At 46.7% G+C, this 22907-nt stretch carries 15 protein-coding genes and 1 riboswitch; of the genes, 11 read left to right on the top strand and 4 right to left on the bottom strand.

What is annotated here, in order from left to right:
* Positions 1-9 precede the first annotated feature (9 nt).
* The 3 genes from ISX59_RS05960 (at position 10) to ISX59_RS05950 (ending at position 3948) form a co-directional block, all read left to right on the top strand.
* Positions 10-1221: a cofactor-independent phosphoglycerate mutase gene (locus ISX59_RS05960; protein WP_032540281.1), complete on the top strand. Its 1212-nt coding sequence runs from the start codon at positions 10-12 to the stop codon at positions 1219-1221.
* Positions 1222-1370: 149 nt separating this feature from the next.
* The gene (gene thrC / locus ISX59_RS05955) at positions 1371-2672 is read left to right on the top strand and encodes a threonine synthase (RefSeq protein ID WP_032540279.1); all 1302 of its coding nucleotides are present in this window, start codon (positions 1371-1373) and stop codon (positions 2670-2672) included.
* Positions 2673-3000: 328 nt separating this feature from the next.
* The gene (locus tag ISX59_RS05950; RefSeq protein WP_032531769.1) at positions 3001-3948 is read left to right on the top strand and encodes a DMT family transporter; all 948 of its coding nucleotides are present in this window, start codon (positions 3001-3003) and stop codon (positions 3946-3948) included.
* Here ISX59_RS05950 and ISX59_RS05945 read toward each other — a convergent pair.
* The 3 genes from ISX59_RS05945 to ISX59_RS05935 form a co-directional block, all read right to left on the bottom strand.
* Complete coding sequence (locus tag ISX59_RS05945) at positions 3902-4525, bottom strand: thiamine diphosphokinase (RefSeq protein ID WP_005810634.1); 624 nt, start codon at positions 4523-4525, stop codon at positions 3902-3904. The two genes, ISX59_RS05950 and ISX59_RS05945, sit on opposite strands and share 47 nt — an antisense overlap.
* Entirely contained in the window at positions 4512-5084 is a 573-nt protein-coding gene (gene pnuC / locus ISX59_RS05940; protein ID WP_005778616.1) for a nicotinamide riboside transporter PnuC, read from the bottom strand. Before pnuC ends, ISX59_RS05945 begins: the two co-directional genes overlap by 14 nt.
* Before the next feature lie 3 nt (positions 5085-5087).
* Entirely contained in the window at positions 5088-7307 is a 2220-nt protein-coding gene (locus ISX59_RS05935) for a TonB-dependent receptor (RefSeq protein WP_032536851.1), read from the bottom strand.
* Positions 7306-7402, bottom strand: a riboswitch (TPP riboswitch). Its footprint overlaps the gene before it by 2 nt.
* A 117-nt stretch (positions 7403-7519) precedes the next feature.
* On the opposite strand from ISX59_RS05935, the gene ISX59_RS05930 reads away from it, so the two are divergent.
* Positions 7520-8428, top strand: coding sequence for a mechanosensitive ion channel family protein (locus ISX59_RS05930; protein WP_032536852.1), 909 nt, complete (start codon positions 7520-7522; stop codon positions 8426-8428).
* Between the two features lie 70 nt (positions 8429-8498).
* On the opposite strand, the gene ISX59_RS05925 is transcribed toward ISX59_RS05930, so the two are convergent.
* Positions 8499-8738 (bottom strand): hypothetical protein, encoded by a 240-nt coding sequence (locus ISX59_RS05925; RefSeq protein WP_005778611.1) that lies wholly within the window; start codon positions 8736-8738, stop codon positions 8499-8501.
* 125 nt (positions 8739-8863) lie between these two features.
* Between ISX59_RS05925 and ISX59_RS05920 the strand changes: the two genes are divergently transcribed.
* From ISX59_RS05920 to ISX59_RS05890, 7 genes are all read left to right on the top strand, one after another.
* On the top strand, positions 8864-9451 hold the full coding sequence (locus ISX59_RS05920) for an RNA polymerase sigma-70 factor (RefSeq protein WP_005778610.1): 588 nt from the start codon (positions 8864-8866) through the stop codon (positions 9449-9451).
* A gap of 61 nt (positions 9452-9512) precedes the next feature.
* The gene (locus tag ISX59_RS05915) at positions 9513-10511 is read left to right on the top strand and encodes a FecR family protein (RefSeq protein ID WP_005778608.1); all 999 of its coding nucleotides are present in this window, start codon (positions 9513-9515) and stop codon (positions 10509-10511) included.
* Positions 10512-10719: 208 nt separating this feature from the next.
* Entirely contained in the window at positions 10720-13122 is a 2403-nt protein-coding gene (locus ISX59_RS05910) for a glycoside hydrolase N-terminal domain-containing protein (RefSeq protein WP_032540276.1), read from the top strand.
* Positions 13123-13217: 95 nt separating this feature from the next.
* A complete protein-coding gene (locus ISX59_RS05905; protein ID WP_032540275.1) occupies positions 13218-16499 on the top strand; it encodes a TonB-dependent receptor in 3282 nt (1093 codons plus the stop codon).
* Between the two features lie 12 nt (positions 16500-16511).
* Complete coding sequence (locus tag ISX59_RS05900) at positions 16512-18080, top strand: RagB/SusD family nutrient uptake outer membrane protein (RefSeq protein ID WP_005810627.1); 1569 nt, start codon at positions 16512-16514, stop codon at positions 18078-18080.
* A gap of 5 nt (positions 18081-18085) precedes the next feature.
* Positions 18086-19978, top strand: a complete 1893-nt coding sequence (locus ISX59_RS05895) for a right-handed parallel beta-helix repeat-containing protein (protein WP_220575728.1) — start codon at positions 18086-18088, stop codon at positions 19976-19978.
* Positions 19959-22877, top strand: a complete 2919-nt coding sequence (locus ISX59_RS05890; protein ID WP_032540274.1) for a glycoside hydrolase family 2 TIM barrel-domain containing protein — start codon at positions 19959-19961, stop codon at positions 22875-22877. The genes ISX59_RS05895 and ISX59_RS05890 overlap by 20 nt, the downstream gene beginning before the upstream one ends.
* The last annotated feature ends 30 nt before the right edge of the window (positions 22878-22907 follow it).

The following is a 22907-nucleotide window of genomic DNA, read 5'->3' as shown; positions in this document are numbered from 1 at the left end:
AAGAAGCTTATGAAACACATCATCCTGTTAGGCGATGGAATGGCCGACTGGCCTGTGAAATCGTTGGGAGGCAAGACGCTCCTGCAATATGCAAAAACGCCTTATATGGATAAACTGGCCCGCATGGGACGGGTCGGACGGTTGGTGACCGTAGCCGACGGGTTTCATCCGGGAAGTGAAGTAGCCAACATGTCGGTTCTGGGATACAATCTTCCGCAGGTGTACGAAGGGCGCGGGCCGCTCGAGGCCGCCAGTATCGGTGTAGATCTGCAGCCGGGCGAGATGGCGATGCGTTGCAACCTGATTTGTACGGAAGGGGATATCCTGAAGAACCATTCGGCCGGGCATATCACCACGGAAGAGGCGGATGTGTTGATTCAATATCTTCAGGAGAAGTTAGGTGACGACCGGGTACGGCTTCATACCGGTGTGCAATACCGTCATTTGCTGGTGGTGAAAGGGGGGAACAAGCAGCTGGACTGCACTCCGCCGCACGATGTGCCTTTAAAGCCTTTCCGTCCGCTGATGGTGAAACCGCTGGTGCCGGAGGCCGAAGAGACAGCCGGCTTGCTCAACGAACTGATCCTGAAGTCGCAGGAACTGCTGAAGGATCATCCGCTGAACCTGAAGCGGATGGCCGAAGGCAAGGACCCTGCCAACAGTATCTGGCCGTGGAGTCCGGGTTATCGTCCGCAGATGGAACGTCTATCCGATACATTTCCGCAAGTGAAGAGGGGAGCCGTAATCTCGGCTGTCGATCTGATCAACGGTATCGGATATTATGCCGGACTGCGCCGCATCGCGGTGGAAGGGGCGACGGGACTGTACGACACCAACTATGAGAATAAGGTGGCCGCCGCATTGGAAGCCTTGAGGACGGATGACTTTGTCTATCTGCACATCGAAGCCAGTGACGAAGCCGGGCACGAAGGTGACGTGGCACTGAAGTTGCGGACCATCGAGAACCTGGACAGCCGTGCCGTAGGCCCTGTCTACGAGGCGGTGAAGGATTGGGACGAACCGGTGGCCATCGCCGTATTGCCCGACCATCCCACTCCTTGCGAGCTGCGCACGCATACCAATGAACCGGTACCGTTCTTCATCTGGTATCCGGGCATCGAACCGGACAGCGTACAGACCTTCGACGAGATAGCAGCCGTGGAGGGCAGCTACGGACTGATGAAGGAGGATGAGTTTATTAAAGAGTTTATGAATCATTAGCGAATACGGTTCACCACAGATTACACGGATTAACACAGAACTTTTAATCTTAAATATCAACGATCTATATTATTAATCTGCGAAAATCTGTGTAATCTGTGGTGAAACGGAAATGAAACATTTAGCGCATAATCATTATAAAAGTATCTATGAAATATTATAGCACAAACAAGCAGGCACCGCTTGCTTCACTTGAAGAAGCAGTGGTAAAAGGGCTTGCTTCCGATAAGGGCTTATTTATGCCCATGACCATCCGGCGTTTGCCGCAGGAGTTTTACGACGAGATAGACAGCCTTTCTTTTCAGGAGATCGCATATCGGGTGGCGGATGCCTTTTTTGGCGAAGATGTCCCGGCGGAAATATTGAAAGAGATCGTTTATGACACATTGAACTTTGATGTTCCGCTGGTACAGGTTAAGGACAATATCTACTCACTGGAGCTTTTCCACGGTCCCACGCTTGCCTTTAAGGATGTGGGCGGACGGTTTATGGCCCGTTTGCTGAGCTACTTTATCCGCAAGGAAGGCAGGAAGCAGGTGAATGTGCTGGTGGCTACCTCCGGAGATACGGGCAGTGCCGTGGCCAATGGCTTTCTGGGAGTGGAAGGCATCCATGTGTATGTGCTCTATCCGAAGGGAAAGGTGAGTGAGATACAAGAAAAACAGTTCACTACGCTGGGGCAGAACATCACGGCACTCGAAGTGGACGGCACTTTCGACGACTGTCAGGCGCTGGTGAAAGCGGCCTTTATGGATAGTGAACTGAACGAGCGGTTGTTGCTGACTTCGGCCAACTCCATCAATGTGGCCCGTTTCCTGCCGCAGGCTTTCTATTACTTCTACGCTTACGCACAGTTGAAACGGGCGGGACGGGCAGCGAATGCCGTCATCTGCGTGCCGAGCGGAAACTTCGGAAACATTACGGCAGGCTTGTTCGGTAAGAAGATGGGGTTGCCCATCCGGCGTTTTATCGCTGCCAATAACAGGAATGACATTTTCTATCAATACTTGCAGACGGGGCAGTACAATCCTCGTCCGTCGGTTGCTACCATTGCCAATGCGATGGATGTGGGCGATCCGAGTAACTTTGCCCGTGTACTCGATCTGTATGGTGACTCGCATGCGGCTGTCGCAGCCGAGATTTCCGGTGCGACGTATACCGACGGGCAGATCCGTGAGACTGTGAAAACCGTATGGCAGGAGACCGGCTATCTGCTCGATCCCCACGGTGCATGCGGCTTCCGTGCCTTGGAAGAGGGCTTGCAGCCGGGTGAGACAGGTGTTTTCCTGGAGACGGCCCATCCGGCAAAATTCTTGCAGACGGTTGAGGCCATCATCGGTACTGAGGTCGAGATACCTGCCAAACTCCGGGCATTTATGAAAGGTGAGAAGCAAAGCTTGCCGATGACGAAGGAGTTTGCCGATTTCAAGAGCTACCTGCTGGGCAGGTAGAAACTCACCCCTGAGGGTACAGGGAGACACATGAGGGCACAGGGTGACGCAGACGATTTAGGTCATGGATTATTGACGTGAATACTCTGTGCCGCTCTGTGCCCTCGGTGGTGAAATATGCTTTTTCCCCCGCCGCCGGCTTTTCCCCCGGATTCGCTTCCGCGCGCATGCGGTTTTTTTTCGTTCCACATGCGGGTGAAAGCCGGTTCTTGTGTAAAACTAAATAACTGGAATCCGCTTCCCGCTCCGGGCTTTATCGCCCTCCTTTTCCCGAACTTTCCGCCGCCTCTTTTGTTGTACCCCAATAAAACCTAACCCCTCGTGTATGATGAAGAATAAAAAAGTGGAGGCCAATCTGAGCATGGTGGTGTCCAAAACCTTTAGCGGATTGAATATGAATGCGTTGAAATACCTGCTTCCCGTGTGGGTCAGCCCTCTTTCGGGAGTGGCCCTCCGGTGCGTGTTTGCCGCCGTTGCTTTCTGGATCATCGGAATGTTTGTCAAGCCCGAGACTTCTACCCGCAAAGAAAAGATCTACCTTTTCCTCCTTGGTGCGTTGGGCATTTACGGTTTTATGTTTCTCTATCTGGTGGGGCTGAGTAAGACGACCCCCGTCTCCAGTTCCATTTTCACCAGTCTCCAGCCCATTTGGGTGTTTGTCATCGCCGTTGTCTTTTTCAAAGAGAAAATCAGTGTCCTGAAGGTTGCCGGCATCTCCCTCGGACTCGGCGGGGCCATCCTCTGTATCCTGGCACAAAAGAGTGACGACTTGGCTTCGGACGCCCTGACGGGGAACGTGCTGTGCCTGTTGAGTTCGATTGCCTATGCCATCTATCTGGTGGCGAGCAACCGTATCCTGAAATCGGTCGGAATGTTTACGGTGCTGAAGTATACCTTTGCCGGAGCAGCCTTTTCGAGCATTCTGGTCTCTGCCATCACTGGTTTTCACGCACCGGTATTTTCCGGACCGGTGCATTGGTTTCCGTTGTCCGTTCTCCTGTTCGTCCTGATTTTCCCTACGGTCGTCAGTTATCTGCTGGTGCCCATAGGACTGAAATATCTGAAGACTACCGTGGTCGCCATTTATGGTTATCTGATTCTGATGGTGGCCACCATCGTTTCCCTGTTGGTCGGGCAGGACCGCTTCAGCTGGGCGCAGACCATTGCCATCGGCATGATATGCATCAGTGTCTATCTGGTCGAGGTGGCGGAAACGAAGGAGAAACCTCTCAGTAATTCAGATAAACCAGGTAGTCTCCCTCCGCATGGATCGTGAATTCGTCACCTGTCGCCTCGTTCAGTGTCCCTTGCCACCAGTTGTCGAAGTCGCTGAGCGGGTATACCAATCCCTCTCCTCTGAGTCCGGTGGCACCGAAGTTAAAGACAGAGACCTGTTGTCCGGGGCGTGATTTGAAAGTGTTCCGTCCCGATGCGGGAACGAACATGCCATGATCGGTCAGCATCGTCACCTGTGCTCCCACCTTCATATAATCCACCAGCAGGCTGATGTTTCCCAATGTATGGTCTTCCCGTTTGCCGGTTGCGCCTACAAGGATGATCACCTTCTTGCCTTGGTCCAGCAGGAAATGGACCGCTTTGGTCTGATCGTTCGTCTCCTGGTCGTCTATCTGATGGAATATTTCCCTGAAACGGTCTTTATTCTCCGCCGAGAGGGAGTCCCCGTCACCGATGATGGCATTCGGGATGAATCCCCGGCGGATGTGTTCATCGGCCGATCCGTCACAGCATACCACATAGGGAGCCATGATCAGCATGGTTTCGGGCATGGAGTGGGTTGGATATTCGCCGTTGCCCAGTATCACGGCATCCATATCGATATCATTTACTTTCATAGTGCATCATTTGTTTCCATTTAAAGTAGCCAAAGATAGCAATTATTGAGTAAAGTCCGTAAAGGGCGGATGTGAAATAAAGCTCTTTGTAGATGTAGAGTCCGCAGCATACCACGTCGACCAGTATCCATGCCCACCATTGTTCTACGTATTTGCGCGCCAGCATCCACATGCCGATGATGCTCAGTGCCGTGGTAAACGAATCGAGCCAGGGTACGTTGCTGTCCGTGAACCGGATCAGTATCCAGGCTATGCCGAGGAAGGCTGCTAAGAATACCGCGGTCAGCGGAAGATACCTTTCCGGCGGAGTATGTGTGATGGGGAGTTCGGCTTTCGACTCCCGGCCGGCACCCCGCATCCAGACAATCCATCCGTAAACGGCCGCCAGCAGATAGTAGATGTTGATTCCGAAGTCGGCATACAGTCCCGCCCGGTAGTAGACGAAGATGTAGATGGCAGGCATGATGATGCCCGCAATCCAGAGGTAAATGCTGGCACGGTATTCCAGCCAAAGATAAATCAGCCCGATCAGGGTACCTGTGATTTCGAGGTAGTTCATGGCTTAAAAGCGGATGGAAATGTTACCCATTACATTCGTTCCGGCCTGTGCGGCGTAGCCGGCATAGTTGTAGCGCTCTACCTCTCCTTTTACTATCTTATAACCGCTGCCTGCATATCCGTTGTTTTCGTACTCGGCATTGAAGAGGTTGTAGATGGTGAATCCTGCCGTAACCGACTTTACGTGAGGGAGCTTGAAGGTATAAGCCAGGTTGAGGTTGCTCACGAAATAGGCGTCCAGCGTCTGGTCAGCCTGTCTGGCATTGCTCATGTACTGCTTGCTGACGTATTGTGATTGCAAGGCGGCCTCGAATCCCCGATAGCTGAACGAGAAGCGGTTGTTCAGGATCAGGTCCGGCGAGAAGGCAATCGGTGTATTTCCGTGGCTGACCTCGATCGGATTCTTCCATTCGTCTTCATACAGCTTTTCGGTGAAGTTTTTCACCCGGTTTTTGCTCAGTGTACCATTGATGTCCCACTGGAACCATTGGCAGGGCTTCACACCCAGCATCAGTTCCACTCCCATCCGGTAACTGTCGGGCACGTTGCGCGCCATAGCCTCGCCTATCTCGTTCAGCTCTCCGGTCAGTACCAACTGGTCTTTGTAGTCCATATAGTAGAAGTTGGCCCCGGCGCTCAGCCAAGTGTTCCGGTAGGTATATCCCAACTCATAGTCGAGCAGTTTTTCCGCCTTTGGATACTCGTCCGCGTTGCCGTCGGTATAGTTGTTCCGTGTCGGTTCCTTCTGGGCGATGGAGAACGATGCGTAAACCCGGTTGTTGGCGTCTATGTCCCAGTTCAGCCCGGCTTTCGGGTTGAAAAAGTTGAAGTGATCGTTTACCGCCAGTTTTTGCAGGGCATCCGCGTTGTAGTCAAACTTATCGTTGTCGCCGTTTATCTTATAGTTGATGTAGCGGTATTGCAGGTCGGCGTACGCATTGAGCCCCGCCACCAGGTTATAGTTGGCTTTCAGATAGAGGTTGCCGTCCGTCTTCTTCGCTTTATTCCGGTAGTATTCGTGGTCGGGGAGCAGTTCGCCGATGTAGTTTTTCACCCAGATCACCCGTCCGAAGTGCCATCCGTCATAATGGTTCAGCGCACCTCCCAGTGAAGCGTTCAGCTTTCCGTTCTGGTAATTTACCGAGAACACGCCGCCACCGAAGTGGTTGTCCATCTTCTTCTGACGGATCAGGTCGCTCTTGTCCACCTCTTTGCCATCGTGCATGAAAGGTGGCAGGCGATACTCCTTCAGTGTCCGGTCCTCCTTATACTCCTGATAATATCCGTCTCCTTTCGTATAATGGAGTGCTGCGTTCAGGTTCCATTCCGGCGAGAAAGTGTGGTTCAGTAAGAGCTGGTAGTTCATTTGCAGATAGTTGTCTGTCTGGTCTTTGTAGAAACGGATGTTGCCGTCATCATCCGTGTACATGCCGCACGAGTTGAAACGTCGTCCGTACTTCTCCATTTCTTCCTTGCTGGCATAATTCCAGGCATGATACGTTTTCTCTTTTCCGCCGAAAGTGATGAACTTCACCGAAGTGTTGTCGGCGAAATATCCCCCCTGTGCATAAAAAGAATAAAGGTCTACCGAAGCCCGGTCGATGTATCCGTCCGTACTGATGTTGGACAGGCGGGCATCGAAGGCCCAATGGTCGTTCAACAGTCCGGTACCGAATTTTACCGTTTCTTTGTGCGCATTGAAGGTTCCGTACGAAGCATTCAGTTCGGCATACGGCTTCATCGAAATCCCCTCCGTCTGCATATTCACGCTGGCACCGAAAGCACCGGCACCGTTGGTCGAAGTTCCCGCACCGCGTTGCACCTGTATATCCTTCACCGATGAGGCAAAGTCGGGCATGTTCACCCAGAAAAGCGTATGGCTTTCGGCATCGTTCATCGGAATGCCGTTGGCGGTGATGTTGATACGTGTCCCGTCCGTTCCGCGCACACGCAGGGTGGTATAGCCGATGCCTGCTCCGGCATCACTGGTGGTCAGTGCCGAAGGTGTCATACTGAGCAGATACGGGATATCTTGCCCGAAGTTCTGCTTTTTGAGTTCCTCTTTCGACACGTTGGTAAATGCTACGGGAGTCTTCGAAGTGGCACGTGTGGATACTACCTGCACCTCTTGCAGGTTTACTACTTTCAAGCTGTCTGTCTCGCCCGCTTGCGCGAAGACGCTTGCTCCGGCTATCAGGCAGCCGGCAAAAATCATCTTTTTCATGTTGCTAATTTATTTTTCTCTACGCCGGCATTACCCGGATCAGGTCAAAGGGTATGTTCTCAGCCCGTCATGTTAAGGCACCCCTACTCAGTGAATCGGTGGCAAATTTACGCTTTTTGGGCGTGTTAAGCAAGAAACACTTCGCTATTTGATAAAAACATTGTAGCTTTGTCTGCTGTTATTAAATGAAAAACTTTTAAAATTGTACTATTATGCTACTATTCTTTCAAGCCACGCAACAAGTGGCAGACTCTCTGCAGGTAGCGGCCGATAAGCTCGATCAGGCCATTGCACAGGCCGATGGGCTGGATAAACTGGCTCTGGTTACCCAGCAGTTGATCGATTCGGGTATACAGGCCGGAGGTCACATCCTGAAGGCTGTGATTGTCTTTCTGGTCGGACGTTTTCTGATCCGGATGCTGAACCGACTTGTAAGGCGTCTTATGGATAAGAGAAATGTCGATATCAGTATCAAAACTTTTGTAAGGAGCCTCGTTAATATCCTTCTCACCGTATTGCTGATTGTTTCCGTGGTAGGTGCATTAGGAGTGGAAACCACTTCGTTCGCCGCTCTGCTGGCTTCTGCCGGTGTGGCTGTCGGTATGGCTCTTTCGGGTAATCTGCAGAACTTTGCCGGCGGACTGGTCATCCTGCTGTTCAAGCCTTATAAGGTGGGCGACTGGATAGATGCACAGAACGTTTCCGGTACTGTCAAGGAAATCCAGATCTTCCACACCATCCTGACCACTGCCGACAATAAATTGATTTATGTTCCGAACGGTGCACTGAGCAGTGGGGTCGTGACTAATTACAGCAATCAGACAACCCGGCGGGTAGAGTGGATTGTTGGTGTGGATTATGGTGAAGATTATAATAAGGTTGAGAAGGTGGTACGTGAGGTGCTGGCTGCCGATAAGCGTATCCTGGATGATCCTGCTCCCTTTATAGCTCTTCATGCCCTGGATGCGAGCAGTGTGAACGTGGTGGCCCGTGTCTGGGTGAACAGTGCCGATTATTGGGGAGTATATTTCGATATTAACAAGGCGATTTATGCTACATTCAACGAACAAGGCATTAACTTCCCCTTCCCTCAACTCACAGTTCATCAGGCACCCAACTGATAACTCATACAAAAAGGGTGGCTACTTCGTCGGAGGTAACCACCCTTTTTCAAGATTTATATTTAACCGATTAACACACTCCAAAATCTTCTGTCGGATCATATGTGTTGTCTGTGATGCCTAACAGATGGTTTATCTCTCTCCGCTTATCCAAATCCTTGAAATAGGTTTCCACCACTTTGTAAAGATCGAAACTGAATGTAGATCCGGCTGCCATATCCAATGACTCTACCATCTGTTCTACTGCCTGGTGGATTCTTTCTTGATCGATCAGGTGAAGCTCATTACTGTGAATAAGATATTTTTCCATAACCGTTGTTGTTTTAAATTTCTACAGATAAAACATTCTGAAAGAGGATAAGGTTCAATCTGTTTTTTCTTATCTTTGCGGTCTCTGTATTTTGCCTTAAATCTTTAAGTGGGGAATATTCGATAATGAATCAGTTCTTAGACTTTGACCAGAAACTGTATGCAGAACTCCGTAAAGGTAGCGAGCATGCTTTCGTTACTGTTTTCCGGCAGTACAATCGCTTGTTGTATGCATTGGCCTATCGGTATTTCAAATCCGGTGAAGAAGCCGAAGATGCCGTACAATATACCTTTATGAAACTGTGGGAACAGCGGGAAAGGTTTGACTTTCAGTCCGGAATCCGGAGTTTATTATTTACTATTTTAAAGAACTACATACTGAATGAATTACGACATCGTAATCTTGTTTTCGAGAAACACTATGAAATGGCCCAGAAAGACGAAGAAGCCGATGATGGTTTCCTGAAAGATTTTGAGGATAAAGACTTCAGGGAGCATCTCCGGGCCGCTATCGGCAAACTCCCCCCTCAAAAGCAAAGAATATGCCGTTTGAAAATAGAGAAAGGGCTTTCCAATCAGGAAATAGCGGACGAGATGCACATTACGGTTCCTACCGTAAAATCACATTATACCCAGGCCATTAAGATACTTCGTGCGGAAATAGAATCGTTGATTGTACTACTTCATGTATTGTGGATTCATTTTTTAGGGTGAGTGTCAACTCATACTTTTAAGTTGGTGAAGTGTTTTTATTAGTAGATAAAGAAAAGTAGAAATGAAAATAGATGATGCGATTATAGATAAGGTGCTCAATAATGAAGCTTCTGCAGAGGAGGCCGGAAAGGTGGCGGAATGGTTTGCTACAGAGGAAGGTAGCCGCTATCTGTCGGAACGGCTGGAAAATGAATCTTTGCGGTTGACGGAAGAGCAGGCCTTGGATTGGCTGGACCATCCGGTGCCGGAAGAACGGATGCGGCAACGCTTTATGGGAGAGATCAAACCACAGAAAAAAACAATATCTTATCGTCGCGGACTGATAGCGGCGGCTGTGTTGATCCCTTTTCTTTTTCTCAGTTTGTCGCTTTGGTTTCTGGCCGACAGGACCGGTGTATTCTCTGCTACGGAGTATGCTGAACTGAAGGTTCCTTGCGGTGAACAGATGCAGGTTGTTTTGCAGGATGGCACGGTCGTACAGTTGAACTCGGATACTCGTTTGCGATATCCCAAACAATTTGGGCTGTTCAATCGTAGTGTTGAGCTGTGGGGAGAAGGTTATTTTGTGGTAGCCAAAGAAAAGAACCGTCCGTTTATTGTTGATCTGAAGGGAATCGAGGTGAAGGTGACCGGAACCAAATTTAATGTGAAGGCATATCCTGCAGAGCAGAATGTATGGGTGACACTGGAAGAGGGCGGAGTTCTGCTAAAGGATTCGAAGCATAAGGAGTACCCTCTTGTACCCGGTCAAAGTGCGGAATATAACAGAAAGTCCGGACGTTGCCAGATATCCGAACCGGAAGATATGAACCAGATCTCTTCCTGGCGTTCCAATAGCCTGAACTTTTATCTCACTCCACTGAAAGAGATCATAAAAGTGATGGAACGGCAGTATGATGTTCATTTCATAGTGCGTGATTCTACTTTATTGAATAACAGGTTTACTCTGTCTACCAGCAAAGTGAACGTTGATGATGTATTGCGTGATTTGGAGGCGGTTTCATGGATACGTTTCTCACAAACAGAAGACGGGGTGTTCGAAGTCTTGAAGAAAGAATAGATGGATTTCATCATTCCCATATAGATAGATGCAGACCAGACAAAAGGGACTGCATCTATTTTTTTAGATGTACTCTGAAACAGAAGACTCATACTTTCTTTCGGGTGAGGTGTTAGCTTATGTGTACTAAAAAGGCCTTTCGGAATATTTATTTTGAGTATGAACCAGATGTCTGTACATAAAGATATCACAATGATTATGTGTTTATATGAAGTATTTGTTTACTTTGTTGATGGCCTGTCTCCCGTTTTCCTTTACTCATGGGATTAAGAGCCATTCATCTTTTCTAAATTCGTCCGGACGATGGGTAGTTTGGTCCGAAAAACCTGCTGCATCCTGGCAGGATGCATTCGTTACCGGTAATGGAAGTCATGGAACAATGGTGATGGGACAGCCGGGAGAAGAAAGGATTATCTGTGTCCACGAAGAATTATTTATAAGGGGATGGGACCGCAATAAAGTGGCGGTTCCTTGCACCGCTTTTTTGCTCCCGCAAGTACGAAGTCTGATGGAATCAGGAAAAAGTGATGCCGCGGATGCGTTGATGACGAGTGAAGCGGACCGTCAGTTGGTTGCCATGGGAGCCCGCCAACGTTGGCCTTTGATTCCTCATCCGGCTTTCGACCTGTGTATCCGGCATACGGGTATACCTTTACAAACCGAAAAACAGTATAGAAGGCAGCTCGACCTGGAGACTGGAGAAGTGCTCACTTCCTGGTACGAAAACGGGAAGGTGACGGAATCTGTGTTCTCGTCCAGGGAGCATAATGTGAATGTGGTCCGCTTGAAAGCCGATGAGGGTAATAAGATGAATCTGGTGCTGAGTCTGAAAGAGACTCCTGGGCGTGAAGGTATGCACTTTGATCATAACTTGGACAGTGCTTTTTCATCGGTGAAAGCAGAAGCCGTGTCGGGTTGGTTATCCTATCGTGCCGGCTATAAATATGATGTCGGTGGCTATGAAGGGTTAGCCCGTGTGACGGTTAAGGGAGGAAGTATGACGGCTGAAGGAGATTCTTTACGGATAACGGACGCTGAAGAGGTGTTGGTGCTCATTAGGATCACTCCTCTGAAGGAGGCCCGTTTATCCGTGCGTTCGTCCGTACAAAAAGAACTGTCGGGTTTGCCGCTTGATTATGGTAAGTTGCTGAAACCTCATAGCCGGATACATGGGGAAATGTTCCGCCGTATGCAGTTGGATCTGGGATGTTCGTCCGACTGGAAGACCGTTCCGACTGAGAAAATGCTTTCGACGATTCACGAATGTGGGGTTACTCCTTTGTTTTTAGAGCAGATCCACGCAATGGGCCGTTATCTCTTGATTTCTTCGTCCGGCAAATATCCGCCTCCCTTACAAGGAATTTGGGGAGGAGGCTGGAAACCCGGATGGATTGGCGGATTTGTTTGGGATTCAAATATTAATTTAGCTATTTCGGCAGCATCTATGGGCAACTTGCATGAATGTGCGGAGTCTTATATTGGATATGTCGAAAATCTATTGCCGGGTTGGAGACTGAATGCGAAAAACTACTTGGGATGTCGGGGCTTTCTTGTAGCCCATTACAATGATCCGGAAAACGGATATCTGACTCATTTCGGAAGATCTTTTCCCTGGATGTTCTGGGCGGGTGGGGCTGGCTGGAATATACGGCCATTCTACGAGTATGCTATGCTGACCGGTAACGAGACCTTCCTAAAAGAACACGTATTCCCCCTCTATCGGGAGATGGCCGGTTTTTATGAAGATTATCTTATTATGGGCTGTGACAGCCTTTATCATATCTGTCCGAGTGTTTCACCGGAAAACGCATCTCCCGGAACTGATACCTGGCTGAGCAAAGATGCTACGATGGATGTTGCCATTGCCAGAGAAGTGTTTGGCCTGCTTCTGGAGATGGGGCATAAGTTCCGTGTGGATAAGAAAGAACTGGAACGGTGGAGTCATTATCTGCAACGCTTGCCGGCTTATCGGATAAATAACGATGGGGCATTGGCCGAATGGATTGATCCCCATTATCCGGATGTGTATAACCACAGACATCTTTCACACTTATATCCGGTGTTTCCCGGTTCCCGGTTGGGTAAGTCAAAAGGAGATTCCCGTCTTATTAAAGCGGCAAGTGTAGCTTTGGACAAGCGTTTTGCCTTCGATACCGGTTCGGCTCATGGACTAATCCATGTGGCACTACAGGCTGTACGGTTGGGAGATATAGAGAAAGTGAAGACCAATCTGGACCGCTTTTGCCGCCGCCATTATTTATATGACGGACTGGTTACCTCGCATGATCCCGAGCATCAGGTTTACAATCTGGATGCGGTTTTGAGTTTTCCGCGTCTTTTGATGGAAATGCTGGTTTATACGGAAAAGGGGAAAATAGAACTACTGCCGGCTTGGCCCCATGAATATGCCGATGGCTGCATAAAAGGGATACAGGTGTATGGTGGACACACATTGGATATTACGTGGAAATCCGGACAGCTGGTGGAAGCCGTCCTGCATGCACGGCAAAACGAGTCCTATGAAGTAGTTTATGGGGATCGGAGAACACGATTACAACTACGTGAAGGCAAGACTTATCATTTCTCTGCACAATTTTTTGCAGAAAAATGAAAATGACACTCATACCTTCTTTGGGATGGTGTGTTAGCCTATATAGAAAGGCCTTTTTATAAATCATAAAAATAACTAATTTAATACTGTATGAAATGAAAACAAGAACCAGAACGAAAATGCTGTTGCTCTTAGGAGTTCTTTTATTTGGCTTCACTGTTTCGGCATGGTCACAAAAAGTTTCTTTAAATTTTAATAATGAGAGGGTAGAGAAGGTACTGTCTTCTATAAAAAGCCAGACAGGGCTAGGGCTGGTGTTCAGCGATCAATTGATCAACGTAAACCGTAAAGTATCCATTCAGTTGAAAGATGCCACTCTGGAGGATGCGTTGACAAAACTATTGGCAGGAACGAAAGTTACTTTTGAGGTCAGAAATAATAAGATTTATTTTATTGAAAAGAAAACGGACCAACAACCCGGTTCCCGGAAGAAGAAGGTATCCGGAGTGGTGAAGGACGCTATGGGGGAACCTGTCATCGGAGCCAATGTTGTTGAAAAAGGAGCAGGTACCAATGGGGTGATAACAAATCTGGATGGGGAGTTTACGCTGGAGGTTCCGGAGAATGCTTCTTTGACTGTCAGTTACATCGGCTATCTGCAACAAGATGTTTCAACAAAGGGGAAGGATGCGTTTAACATCATTCTGAAGGAGGATACCAAAACCCTGGAAGAGGTGGTAGTTGTGGGATACGGTGTTCAGAAGAAAGTGAATCTGACGGGAGCAGTTGCTGCAGTCGATTCCAAATCATTGCAAAACCGTCCGGTGACTAACGTATCGAATGCCATCCAAGGGTTATTGCCCGGTGTGACTGTTATTTCCGGAACCGGACAGCCGGGAAGTGACAATACAACCATTCGTGTGCGTGGTGTCGGGACTTTAAATAACTCTAATCCGATGTATGTTGTGGATGGTTTACCCGTATCGAGTATCAATGAGGTAGATCCCAGCGATATCGAGAATATCTCAGTACTGAAAGATGCTTCTTCAGCAGCTATTTACGGTTCACGTGCGGCAAATGGAGTTATCCTGATTACTACTAAAAAGGGAGGTGATAAAGCACCTACTCTACGTTATGACGGCTATGTGGGCTGGCAGAAACCTACAGCTCTTCCCGAATATCTTCATTCATGGGAATACGCAAAGCTGTACAATAAAGCCATGGTTAATGAAGGTAAGAAACCTATTTATACGGACGAAGAGATTGAAAAGTTCAGAAACGGTTCAGATCCTGACAACTATCCCGATACGGATTGGCAGGGGCTATTCTACAAAACCGGTTTGCAACACAGCCACCGTGCCGAGATTTCGGGAGGTACGGATAAGATGACTTATATGTTCTCTGCCGGTTATCTGGGACAGGACGGTATTATCGATATTGCTAAATACGATCGCTATTCGGTACGGGGTAATATGAATGCCAAGATGGGAAAGTTTACAGCAGGGATGAACCTTTCTTTCACGTATGGTGAGGCACAGGAACCTGTGAGTGGTTTTACCGGTGAGATGTCTAATATTTTTTCACAAATCAACCAGATCGCTCCTTTTATTCCTTATAAATATTCAAACGGATATTATGGATATGCCAATGACGGTAACCCGTTGGCTTTTATCGAGGAAGGCAACTTGCGTACCACCAAGCAACACATCACCAGAGCCATCGGAAATGTGAGCTATGAACCGGTCAAGGGATTGAAGATTCAGGAAATCGTGGGTTATGAATATAAATCGATCTCCGACGAGAAGTTTATTAAGGATATCCAGTATTATAACTGGAAAACAGGAGAGCCTACAAAATATCAGGGACCTAACAGTCAGACTGATGAACGTAAGAATGGGCTGAAACTGAATTTACAGACACTGGTCAGTTATAACAATACGTTTGGAAAACATACTGTAGGTGCACTGGCGGGATACGAACAGGAATATTACCGTGAGGACTGGACTAAGGGATACCGGAAAAATTTCTTGAACAATGATCTTTGGGAATTGAATGCCGGTTCACCTGATGGACAGACAGCCAATGGCTCAGCCAATGAATACGCATTGCGTTCATTCTTTGGGCGTCTGACTTACGACTATGACAATCGCTATTTGGTAGAGGCAAATATCCGTCGTGACGGAACTTCACGCATCTTTAAAGACTCCCGTTGGGGTGTGTTCCCCTCTTTCTCGGGGGCATGGCGAATCATCAATGAACCGTTTATGGAAGGAACCCGCAATGTACTGTCCGATCTGAAGCTGCGTGGAGGTTGGGGCGTTCTGGGCAATCAGGCTATTTCTTACTATTCTTATCAATCTGTACTTGATCAAGCCAATTATTCCTTCGGTGGAACAGTTGTACAGGGAGTGGCTCCGGTAGATGGTGCTAACCGTAACCTTGTTTGGGAGACCACAGAAACATTGAACTTCGGACTCGATATGGGATTCTTGGGCAATCAGTATACTTTGTCTATTGAAGGATACCGTAAACTGACTTATGACATTCTGATGAAATTGCCGGTGAGCACCTTGTACGGTCTGAATGCTCCTTACCAGAATGCAGGTAAAGTAAAAAATACCGGTTTTGAAATGACTGCAGGCTATAAACTGAATACTCATGGCTGGAACTTCCAGGTGTCGGCTAATGCTGCATATAACAAGAATGAAGTACTTGACCTGAAGAATGGCGGAGCACGTATCTGGAGCGGTAAGTATTTTAATCAGGAAGGTTATGCCATCAATTCTATCGGAGGATATATTGCGGAAGGACTTTTCAAAACAGAAGAAGAGGTTGCCAATAGCGCTACGATACCCGGTACCGAAACTGCACCCGGTGACATCAAATACCGCGATATCAATAATGATGGAAAAATTGACGGAGAGGATCGTGTTTATATCGGTAATACAATGCCTAAGTGGACTTTCGGGCTGAATCTGTTTGCTGAATGGAAAGGGTTTGATGCTACTTTCCTGTTCCAGGGAGCTGCTGATGTGCAAGGGTATCTTGCAGGCCCCGGTGTAGTGGGCGAAATGATCGGAGCTAAGGGAAAACCTTCTTATATGTATCGTGATTGTTGGGATGCTGAAACCAATCCGAATGGCAAGTTTCCGAGAGCATTCTCTTCTTATCGCCAGAACAACAGTATCTATAATCCCTCTTCTTTCTGGATTGTCAACTCTTCATATTTACGTTTGAAGAACTTCCAGTTGGGATATACACTGCCCAAAGAATGGTGTAATGTGATGGGGATTTCGAGAATCAGAGTTTATTATAGCGGGCAGAATCTGCTTACCTTTACCAAATTTGATAAAGGCTTCGATCCGGAATCACCCGAAGGAGGAAGCTCTTATCCTCAAGTCAAAACAAATACATTTGGTTTAAACATAACTTTCTGATAGATAATACGTATGAAAAAGATAATATATAGTTTGTTATTTGCCGCTTTGTTCTCGGCATGTAGTACCGATTTTCTGGATCGGAATCCTTTGGACAAACCCTCAAACGAAGCCTTTTGGAGAACTGAAAAAGATGCCATGGCCGCAGCTACAGGATGTTATAATGGTTGGTTTTCTATGGATGAAGTGATTTATGCCGACTGTGCGTCGGATAATGCTTATAATCCTTTTACTTGGGAAGGCTGGGCGGTACAGGCCGCAGGAACAGCGACCCCTACCGATCCGGGTTATAGCTATATGGGATATGGGAACATGGTTCGCTATAATAATTTCCTGGAGAATATCCACCGCCCCGAAATGAATGAAGATTTACGCAAACGCTTGACAGCCGAAGTACGTTTTCTGCGTGCGTGGGATTATTTTCAGAAAGTGACACATTATGGTGATGTCCCGTTGGTAACTTCCGTACTTGAAATTAAAAATGCCAATTTACCACGTACCGAGAAAGCGAAAGTGGTTGAGTTTATCTTGAATGAACTGAAAGAGATCGCTCCGCAACTTCCCGAATCTTACTCCGGAAGTGATGTCGGACGTATTACTCGTGGCGCAGTTTTGACACTGAAAGCCCGTCTGGAACTGTTCGAACACCAGTATGATGATTGTATGGTTACTTGTAGCGAAGTAATGGGATTGGGCTACGAACTGTTTCCCGATTATAAAGGTTTGTTTAAGATTGCGAATGAAAATAATTCGGAAGTTATTCTGGATATACAATATGTAGAAAGCTTGTATGGTAACTGGGTTTTAGGAGTATTGCCTCCGGCCAGTGTGGGTGGATGGTGTTCTATCAATCCTACTCAATCACTGGTAGATGCTTTTGAGTGTGAAGATGGAAAAACGATCGAAGAGTCTGAGGTATATGATCCGAAAGAACCTTACTTGCACAGAGACCCTCGTTTGGCTGTTACCGTATTAGCTCCGGGAAATCTATACGAAGGAAAACGTTACGACCCAATTGATGTGAAAGATCCGAATGGAGATTATTATGCTCCCTACGGACGTTCTAAAACAGGATATTTGGTTCGTAAATATGTGGACGATTTGTCTGATTATGCGGATATGTGGGATTGTGGCATGAATGCCATTGTCATGCGTTATGCAGAAGTGCTGTTGATGTATGCCGAATGTAAAATAGAGCTGAATCAGATTGATAATTCCGTTTACGATATTTTGGACGACATACGTACCCGTGCTAAAATGCCGGTTGTAGACAGAACCCGATATACCGGTCAGGAGAAGTTGCGCGAATTACTCAGAAGAGAAAGACGTGTGGAACTTGCTATGGAAGGACTTCGGTGGTTCGATATTTGCCGTTGGAAAATCGGTGAACAAGTGTTGAACGGTAAGGTATACGGTTGTTTACTTGGAACGGTCGATCCTGTAACCGGTGCCCTTTCATTGACAAATGAACGGATTTTTGTTGAGAACCGGAAATTTGATCCGGCAAAGCATTATCTGTGGCCTATTCCGCAGACAGTGATCGATGCCACTCCGGCAATTGTACAGAATCCCAATTATTGATTTGGATGGGGAACTTTGAATACTTATATACAAAGAGTGCAATATTATTGTTTGCACTCTTTGTTACTACAGATGTTTACTCGAATTGTGTTGAATCATGCCCGTCGGGTAGGGAAATTCATGTGTCTTCTTCGCGTGGTAATGATTCTTATGGAGGAGAGGAAGCCCGGCCTTTAAAGACCATACAGGCTGCTGCCAATATTGCGCGGCCGGGAGATGTCATTACTGTTCATGAGGGGGTCTATCGGGAATGGGTGAATCCCCCCGTTGGAGGGGAAACAGCGGATAAACCTATTATTTATCAGGCTGCCGGAGGAGAGTATGTGGAAATCAAAGGTTCGGAGAGAATTAAAAACTGGAAAAGGCTGAGTAATACTACCTGGAGTGTAGCAATCTCGAATAATATATTCGCTGCGTTCAATCCCTATGCTGATACTTTGAAAGGAGACTGGCTTGAAAAAGGTAAATGGGCACATACCGGAGAAGTTTATTTGAATGATCGGGCGCTTACGGAAGCTCCACGACTGGAAAATGTATTATTAAACAAGACAGATAGTGTCCTGTGGTTTTGTAAAGTTACTAAAGACACAACTTATTTGTGGGCTAATTTCGGTCAGAAAGACCCGAATGAAGAATTGACCGAAATAAATGTTCGGCAAGCTGTGTTCTATCCGGAAAAGCCATTCGTCAATTATATTGTTGTGCGCGGATTTCGCATGAGCCATGCCGCTACTCCATGGGCACCGCCGACTGCTGAACAGATAGGATTGGTGGGTACACATTGGAGTAAGGGGTGGATAATAGAAAATAATACGATAAGCCATTCCAAGTGTGTCGGCATTACACTGGGAAAATATGGAGATGAATGGGATAATAAATCCGAATCTGTTGAAGGCTATATACAAACTACCCAACGGGCACTTGAAAATGGTTGGGATGAAAAGCGGATTGGTAACCATTTGGTGAGGAATAACCATATTTCCTATTGTGGTCAAGCTGGAATAGCCGGAAGTCTTGGAGCTGTTTTTAGTAGAATAGAAACGAATGTCATACATGATATCGGGTTACAGGAAACTTTTTGGGGATACGAATTAGCCGGAATAAAATTGCATGCTGCAGTGGATGTAATGATAAGCGGGAATCATATCTATCGGACAGAAGGAGGAATTTGGCTTGATTGGATGGCACAGGGAACCCGGATAAAAGGTAATCTGTTACATGACAACCAGACACAAGATCTTTCTTTGGAAGTGAATCATGGTCCCATACTGATAGATCATAACTTGTTTTTATCTCCGGAACTGGCGCAGATTAGACTTTCGCAGGGAGTTGCGTTCGTCAATAACTTGATTGCCTGGGAGATTTGGCCTACTGATAGCGTTGATAAGCGTGAGACCCCTTATTTAGAGCCGCATGGTACATCTATTATCGGATTTCATGATTGTCCTTGCGGCAACGTGTCCTATTTCAACAATATTTTCATGCGGACAGATTTGACTCCTTATGATCAGTGTCGTTTGCCAGTGCAAATGAAGGATAACGTGTTTTGGTCAGGGGCTATACCATCCATTCATGAGACTATGTGTGCAGTAGATACCACTCAACATCTGGTTGGGATAAGGAAATGTGAGGATGGCTGGTACTTACAAATAGATGTTCCCGAAAGTTGGGAGAAAGAAAAAAAACGGGTTATTCCTACTGTTGGACAGTTGAGATATGCAATTATTTCAAATCAAGCTTTTGACAAAATGGGCGGACTACCTGTGTCGTTAAAGGAGGACTACTGGGGTAAAAGACGTAAGAGTAAGATAACTTATTGTCCGGGTCCTATTGAGTTTGAAGCGAAAGGATTACAAATGATTAAAGTTTTTTGTGAAGATGAAAAGATTGTATTATAGGATTATTTTTTCTTGTTTAGCTATTCTGTTTCCACTTTCTCTGCTTTATGCGGGGGAAGTGGAGACAAGAATTTCGCTGAACATGAATCTTGGTTGGGCCTTTCACCGCGGGGATATTGTAAATGGTGAATATCCTGATTTAGATGATTCCAGCTGGATAGCCGCTACCCTTCCTCATATTATGCAATTAGAGAAGAAACATTGTGGCGGGGATATTATCTATGATGGAATAGGTTGGTACAGACGCACTTTCAAGGTACCGTCACAATACAAAGATAAAAGGATCAGTATCTCGTTCGAAGGAGTGATGAACGCCTGTGAGGTATTTCTGAACGGGCAAAAAGTATATACTCATCGAGGCGGATATATTGGTTTTGTGGCAGATCTCACTTCTTATCTTAATTGGAATCAAGATAATTTGTTGGCTGTCAGAGTTTCAGCAGAGTATGATCCGCTTACACCTCCCGGTAAGCCACAGGGAGGAATGGATTTTTATTATTACAGTGGTATTTATCGGGATGTGGAAATGATTATTGCCGATCCGCTTCACATCACTCATGCATTAGAAGAGGATGAAGTTGCCGGTGGCGGAGTTTTCGTCACATATCCGATAGTTGAAAAAGAGAGAGCTGTTGCTCATGTAAAAACACATATCAGAAATGAAGGTCAATATCTCCGGAAGGCGCAGCTTCGTACCCGGATGATTGATAAAAACGGTAAAGTGGTAGCTTGCCAACAAGACTCTTTTCGTTTGTTGGCCGGTGAGGCTCTTCATATCGAGCAAGATTTAAAGATAGACAATCCTTTTCTGTGGCATCCATATACTCCCGATCTGTATCAATTAGAAAGTACGGTTATTGAAAATGATAAAGTGACAGATCATTGCGCTGAGGCAGTTGGTATACGTACGATTGCTTACACCCGTGACGGGGGATTTTTCATAAACGGTGAACCGCTTTATTTGCGTGGAGCAAATCGTCATCAGGCATTTGCCTATATTGGAGATGCCGCTTCCAACTCCATGCAAGAAAGAGATGTGATCGATTTGAAACGCGGGGGCTGTAATGCCGTCAGGGCAGCTCACTATCCACAAGATCCTGCTTTCTTGGCTGCTTGTGATAAATATGGGTTATTGGTTGTGGAATGTATTCCCGGTTGGCAGTATTTTAATAAAGATTCTGTATTTATTTCCCGTCTCTATGAAGTCGGGAAAAAGATGATTCGTCGGGATCGCAATCATCCTTCGGTAATTCTTTGGGAAACAGCTTTGAATGAGAGCCGTTATCCGGCGGAAGTGGCCCGGGAATTACATGCCATTGCACATACCGAATATCCCGGCGACCAAATGTATACTGCCGGTGACTACTTCGGACATACGGACCGGGTTGATTATTTTGATGTATTTTATAAACAGGTATCCCGTTTCCCGAAAGATGGGGATGTGATGAGTAATTATCCGGAAGACCAGATTGCGGTGAAACCACTGTTCTGTCGTGAGTGGGGTGACGGCGTAGGAGAAAAACCTCGTGTGAGCCTAATGGAGAATGAAGAGGAACAATTGAAGCAGTGCCGGGGACGTTTTCAGCAGCTTAACGGACATGGATACTTTGACTGGTGCATGCTTGACGCAAATCCACGGATGGGGGGACATTTTTTGTGGAGTTATAATGATTATGCACGTGGAGCAGAGCAGGAAACTATGTTTTGTGGAATGGTCGATATGAATAGATATCCCAAATTCAGTTATTATATGATGCAGAGTATGCGTGATAAGGATATATCCCAACCCGGATTATATGACGGACCGATGGTATTTATCGCGTCACAGAATACAGCTCCGCGTTATGTCTCATCCGTGAAAGAGATTACCGTATTTTCCAATTGTGATGAAGTCCGGTTGTTTCGTAATCATCAACTGATAGGTAAACAGACGCGCATAGAGCGTACTTCGTTTTATCATCCTATTGTGGAGAAAGGGGGAAGTCCCTGTTATGTCTTCGATGCCGGAACCTATGAAGCCGGTGAATTAGTTGCTGAAGGACTGGTAGACGGAAAGGTGGTTGCAACTCACAGTGTGCGTACTCCCGGACAACCCCGGCAGATTGAAATCTGGTTGAAAGAAGATGGAATACAACCCATAGCGGATGGTTCGGATATGATTCCTGTCTATTTTAAGATCTGTGATTCGTATGGAACTCCCGTTAATACTTCAGATGTCAGGATATATATATCCGTATCCGGCGAAGGGAGTCTGATAGGGGATGGTATAGAGCGTATCGGGGTTAATCCTCAGCAAGTAGAGGGTGGAATCGGATACACACTGATACGGACTACTTGTCGTCCGGGTAAAATTCATGTTTCGGTTTCGGCTGATGGGCTTAAGGGAGATAGCCGGGAGATTACGACCCGAAGATATAACGGAGCGTATGTGCCTGAGGGACAACATGCTTCCTATATCGGAAATGAAGAGGAAGGAGCAGTTGTGAAGGCAACTGCTTGGGAAAATATAATTCGTACAAAAACTCCGTTGAAAATAGTGCGGGTTGAAGCCACTTCGGAACAGAAACGTTATACAGCCGCATGCATTACAGATGGAGACGATTTTTCGTGGTGGATTGCTGACAATGAAACTCAGCCTCAAGTAGTAACGCTTGAACTGGATAAATCCGAGAAAGTGTTTGCAAGCCGTATCCGGTTTCAGAAGGATAGTTCCACTTATACACATAAAGTGGAAACCTCTATCGACGGAAAAAATTGGGAACTTCTGTATGAACGTGAGTGTACGGGGTGGGATTTTAAGCCGGTGCAGATCGGTAAGGAACTAAAATATATGCGTATCACCATTGAGAAAAGTTCGGAAGGAGCAGCCGGACTGGCTGAAGTCACAATCTATAAGTAAATTGATAATTGGAATATAAAAAGAGACTAC

The sequence above is a fragment of the Bacteroides sp. FSHCM14E1 genome (genome assembly GCF_019633785.1).
Taxonomy (GTDB): Bacteria; Bacteroidota; Bacteroidia; order Bacteroidales; family Bacteroidaceae; genus Bacteroides; species Bacteroides hominis.
Note: the sequence above shows the minus strand (reverse complement) of the source record. Positions and strands in the feature narration are given on the sequence as shown.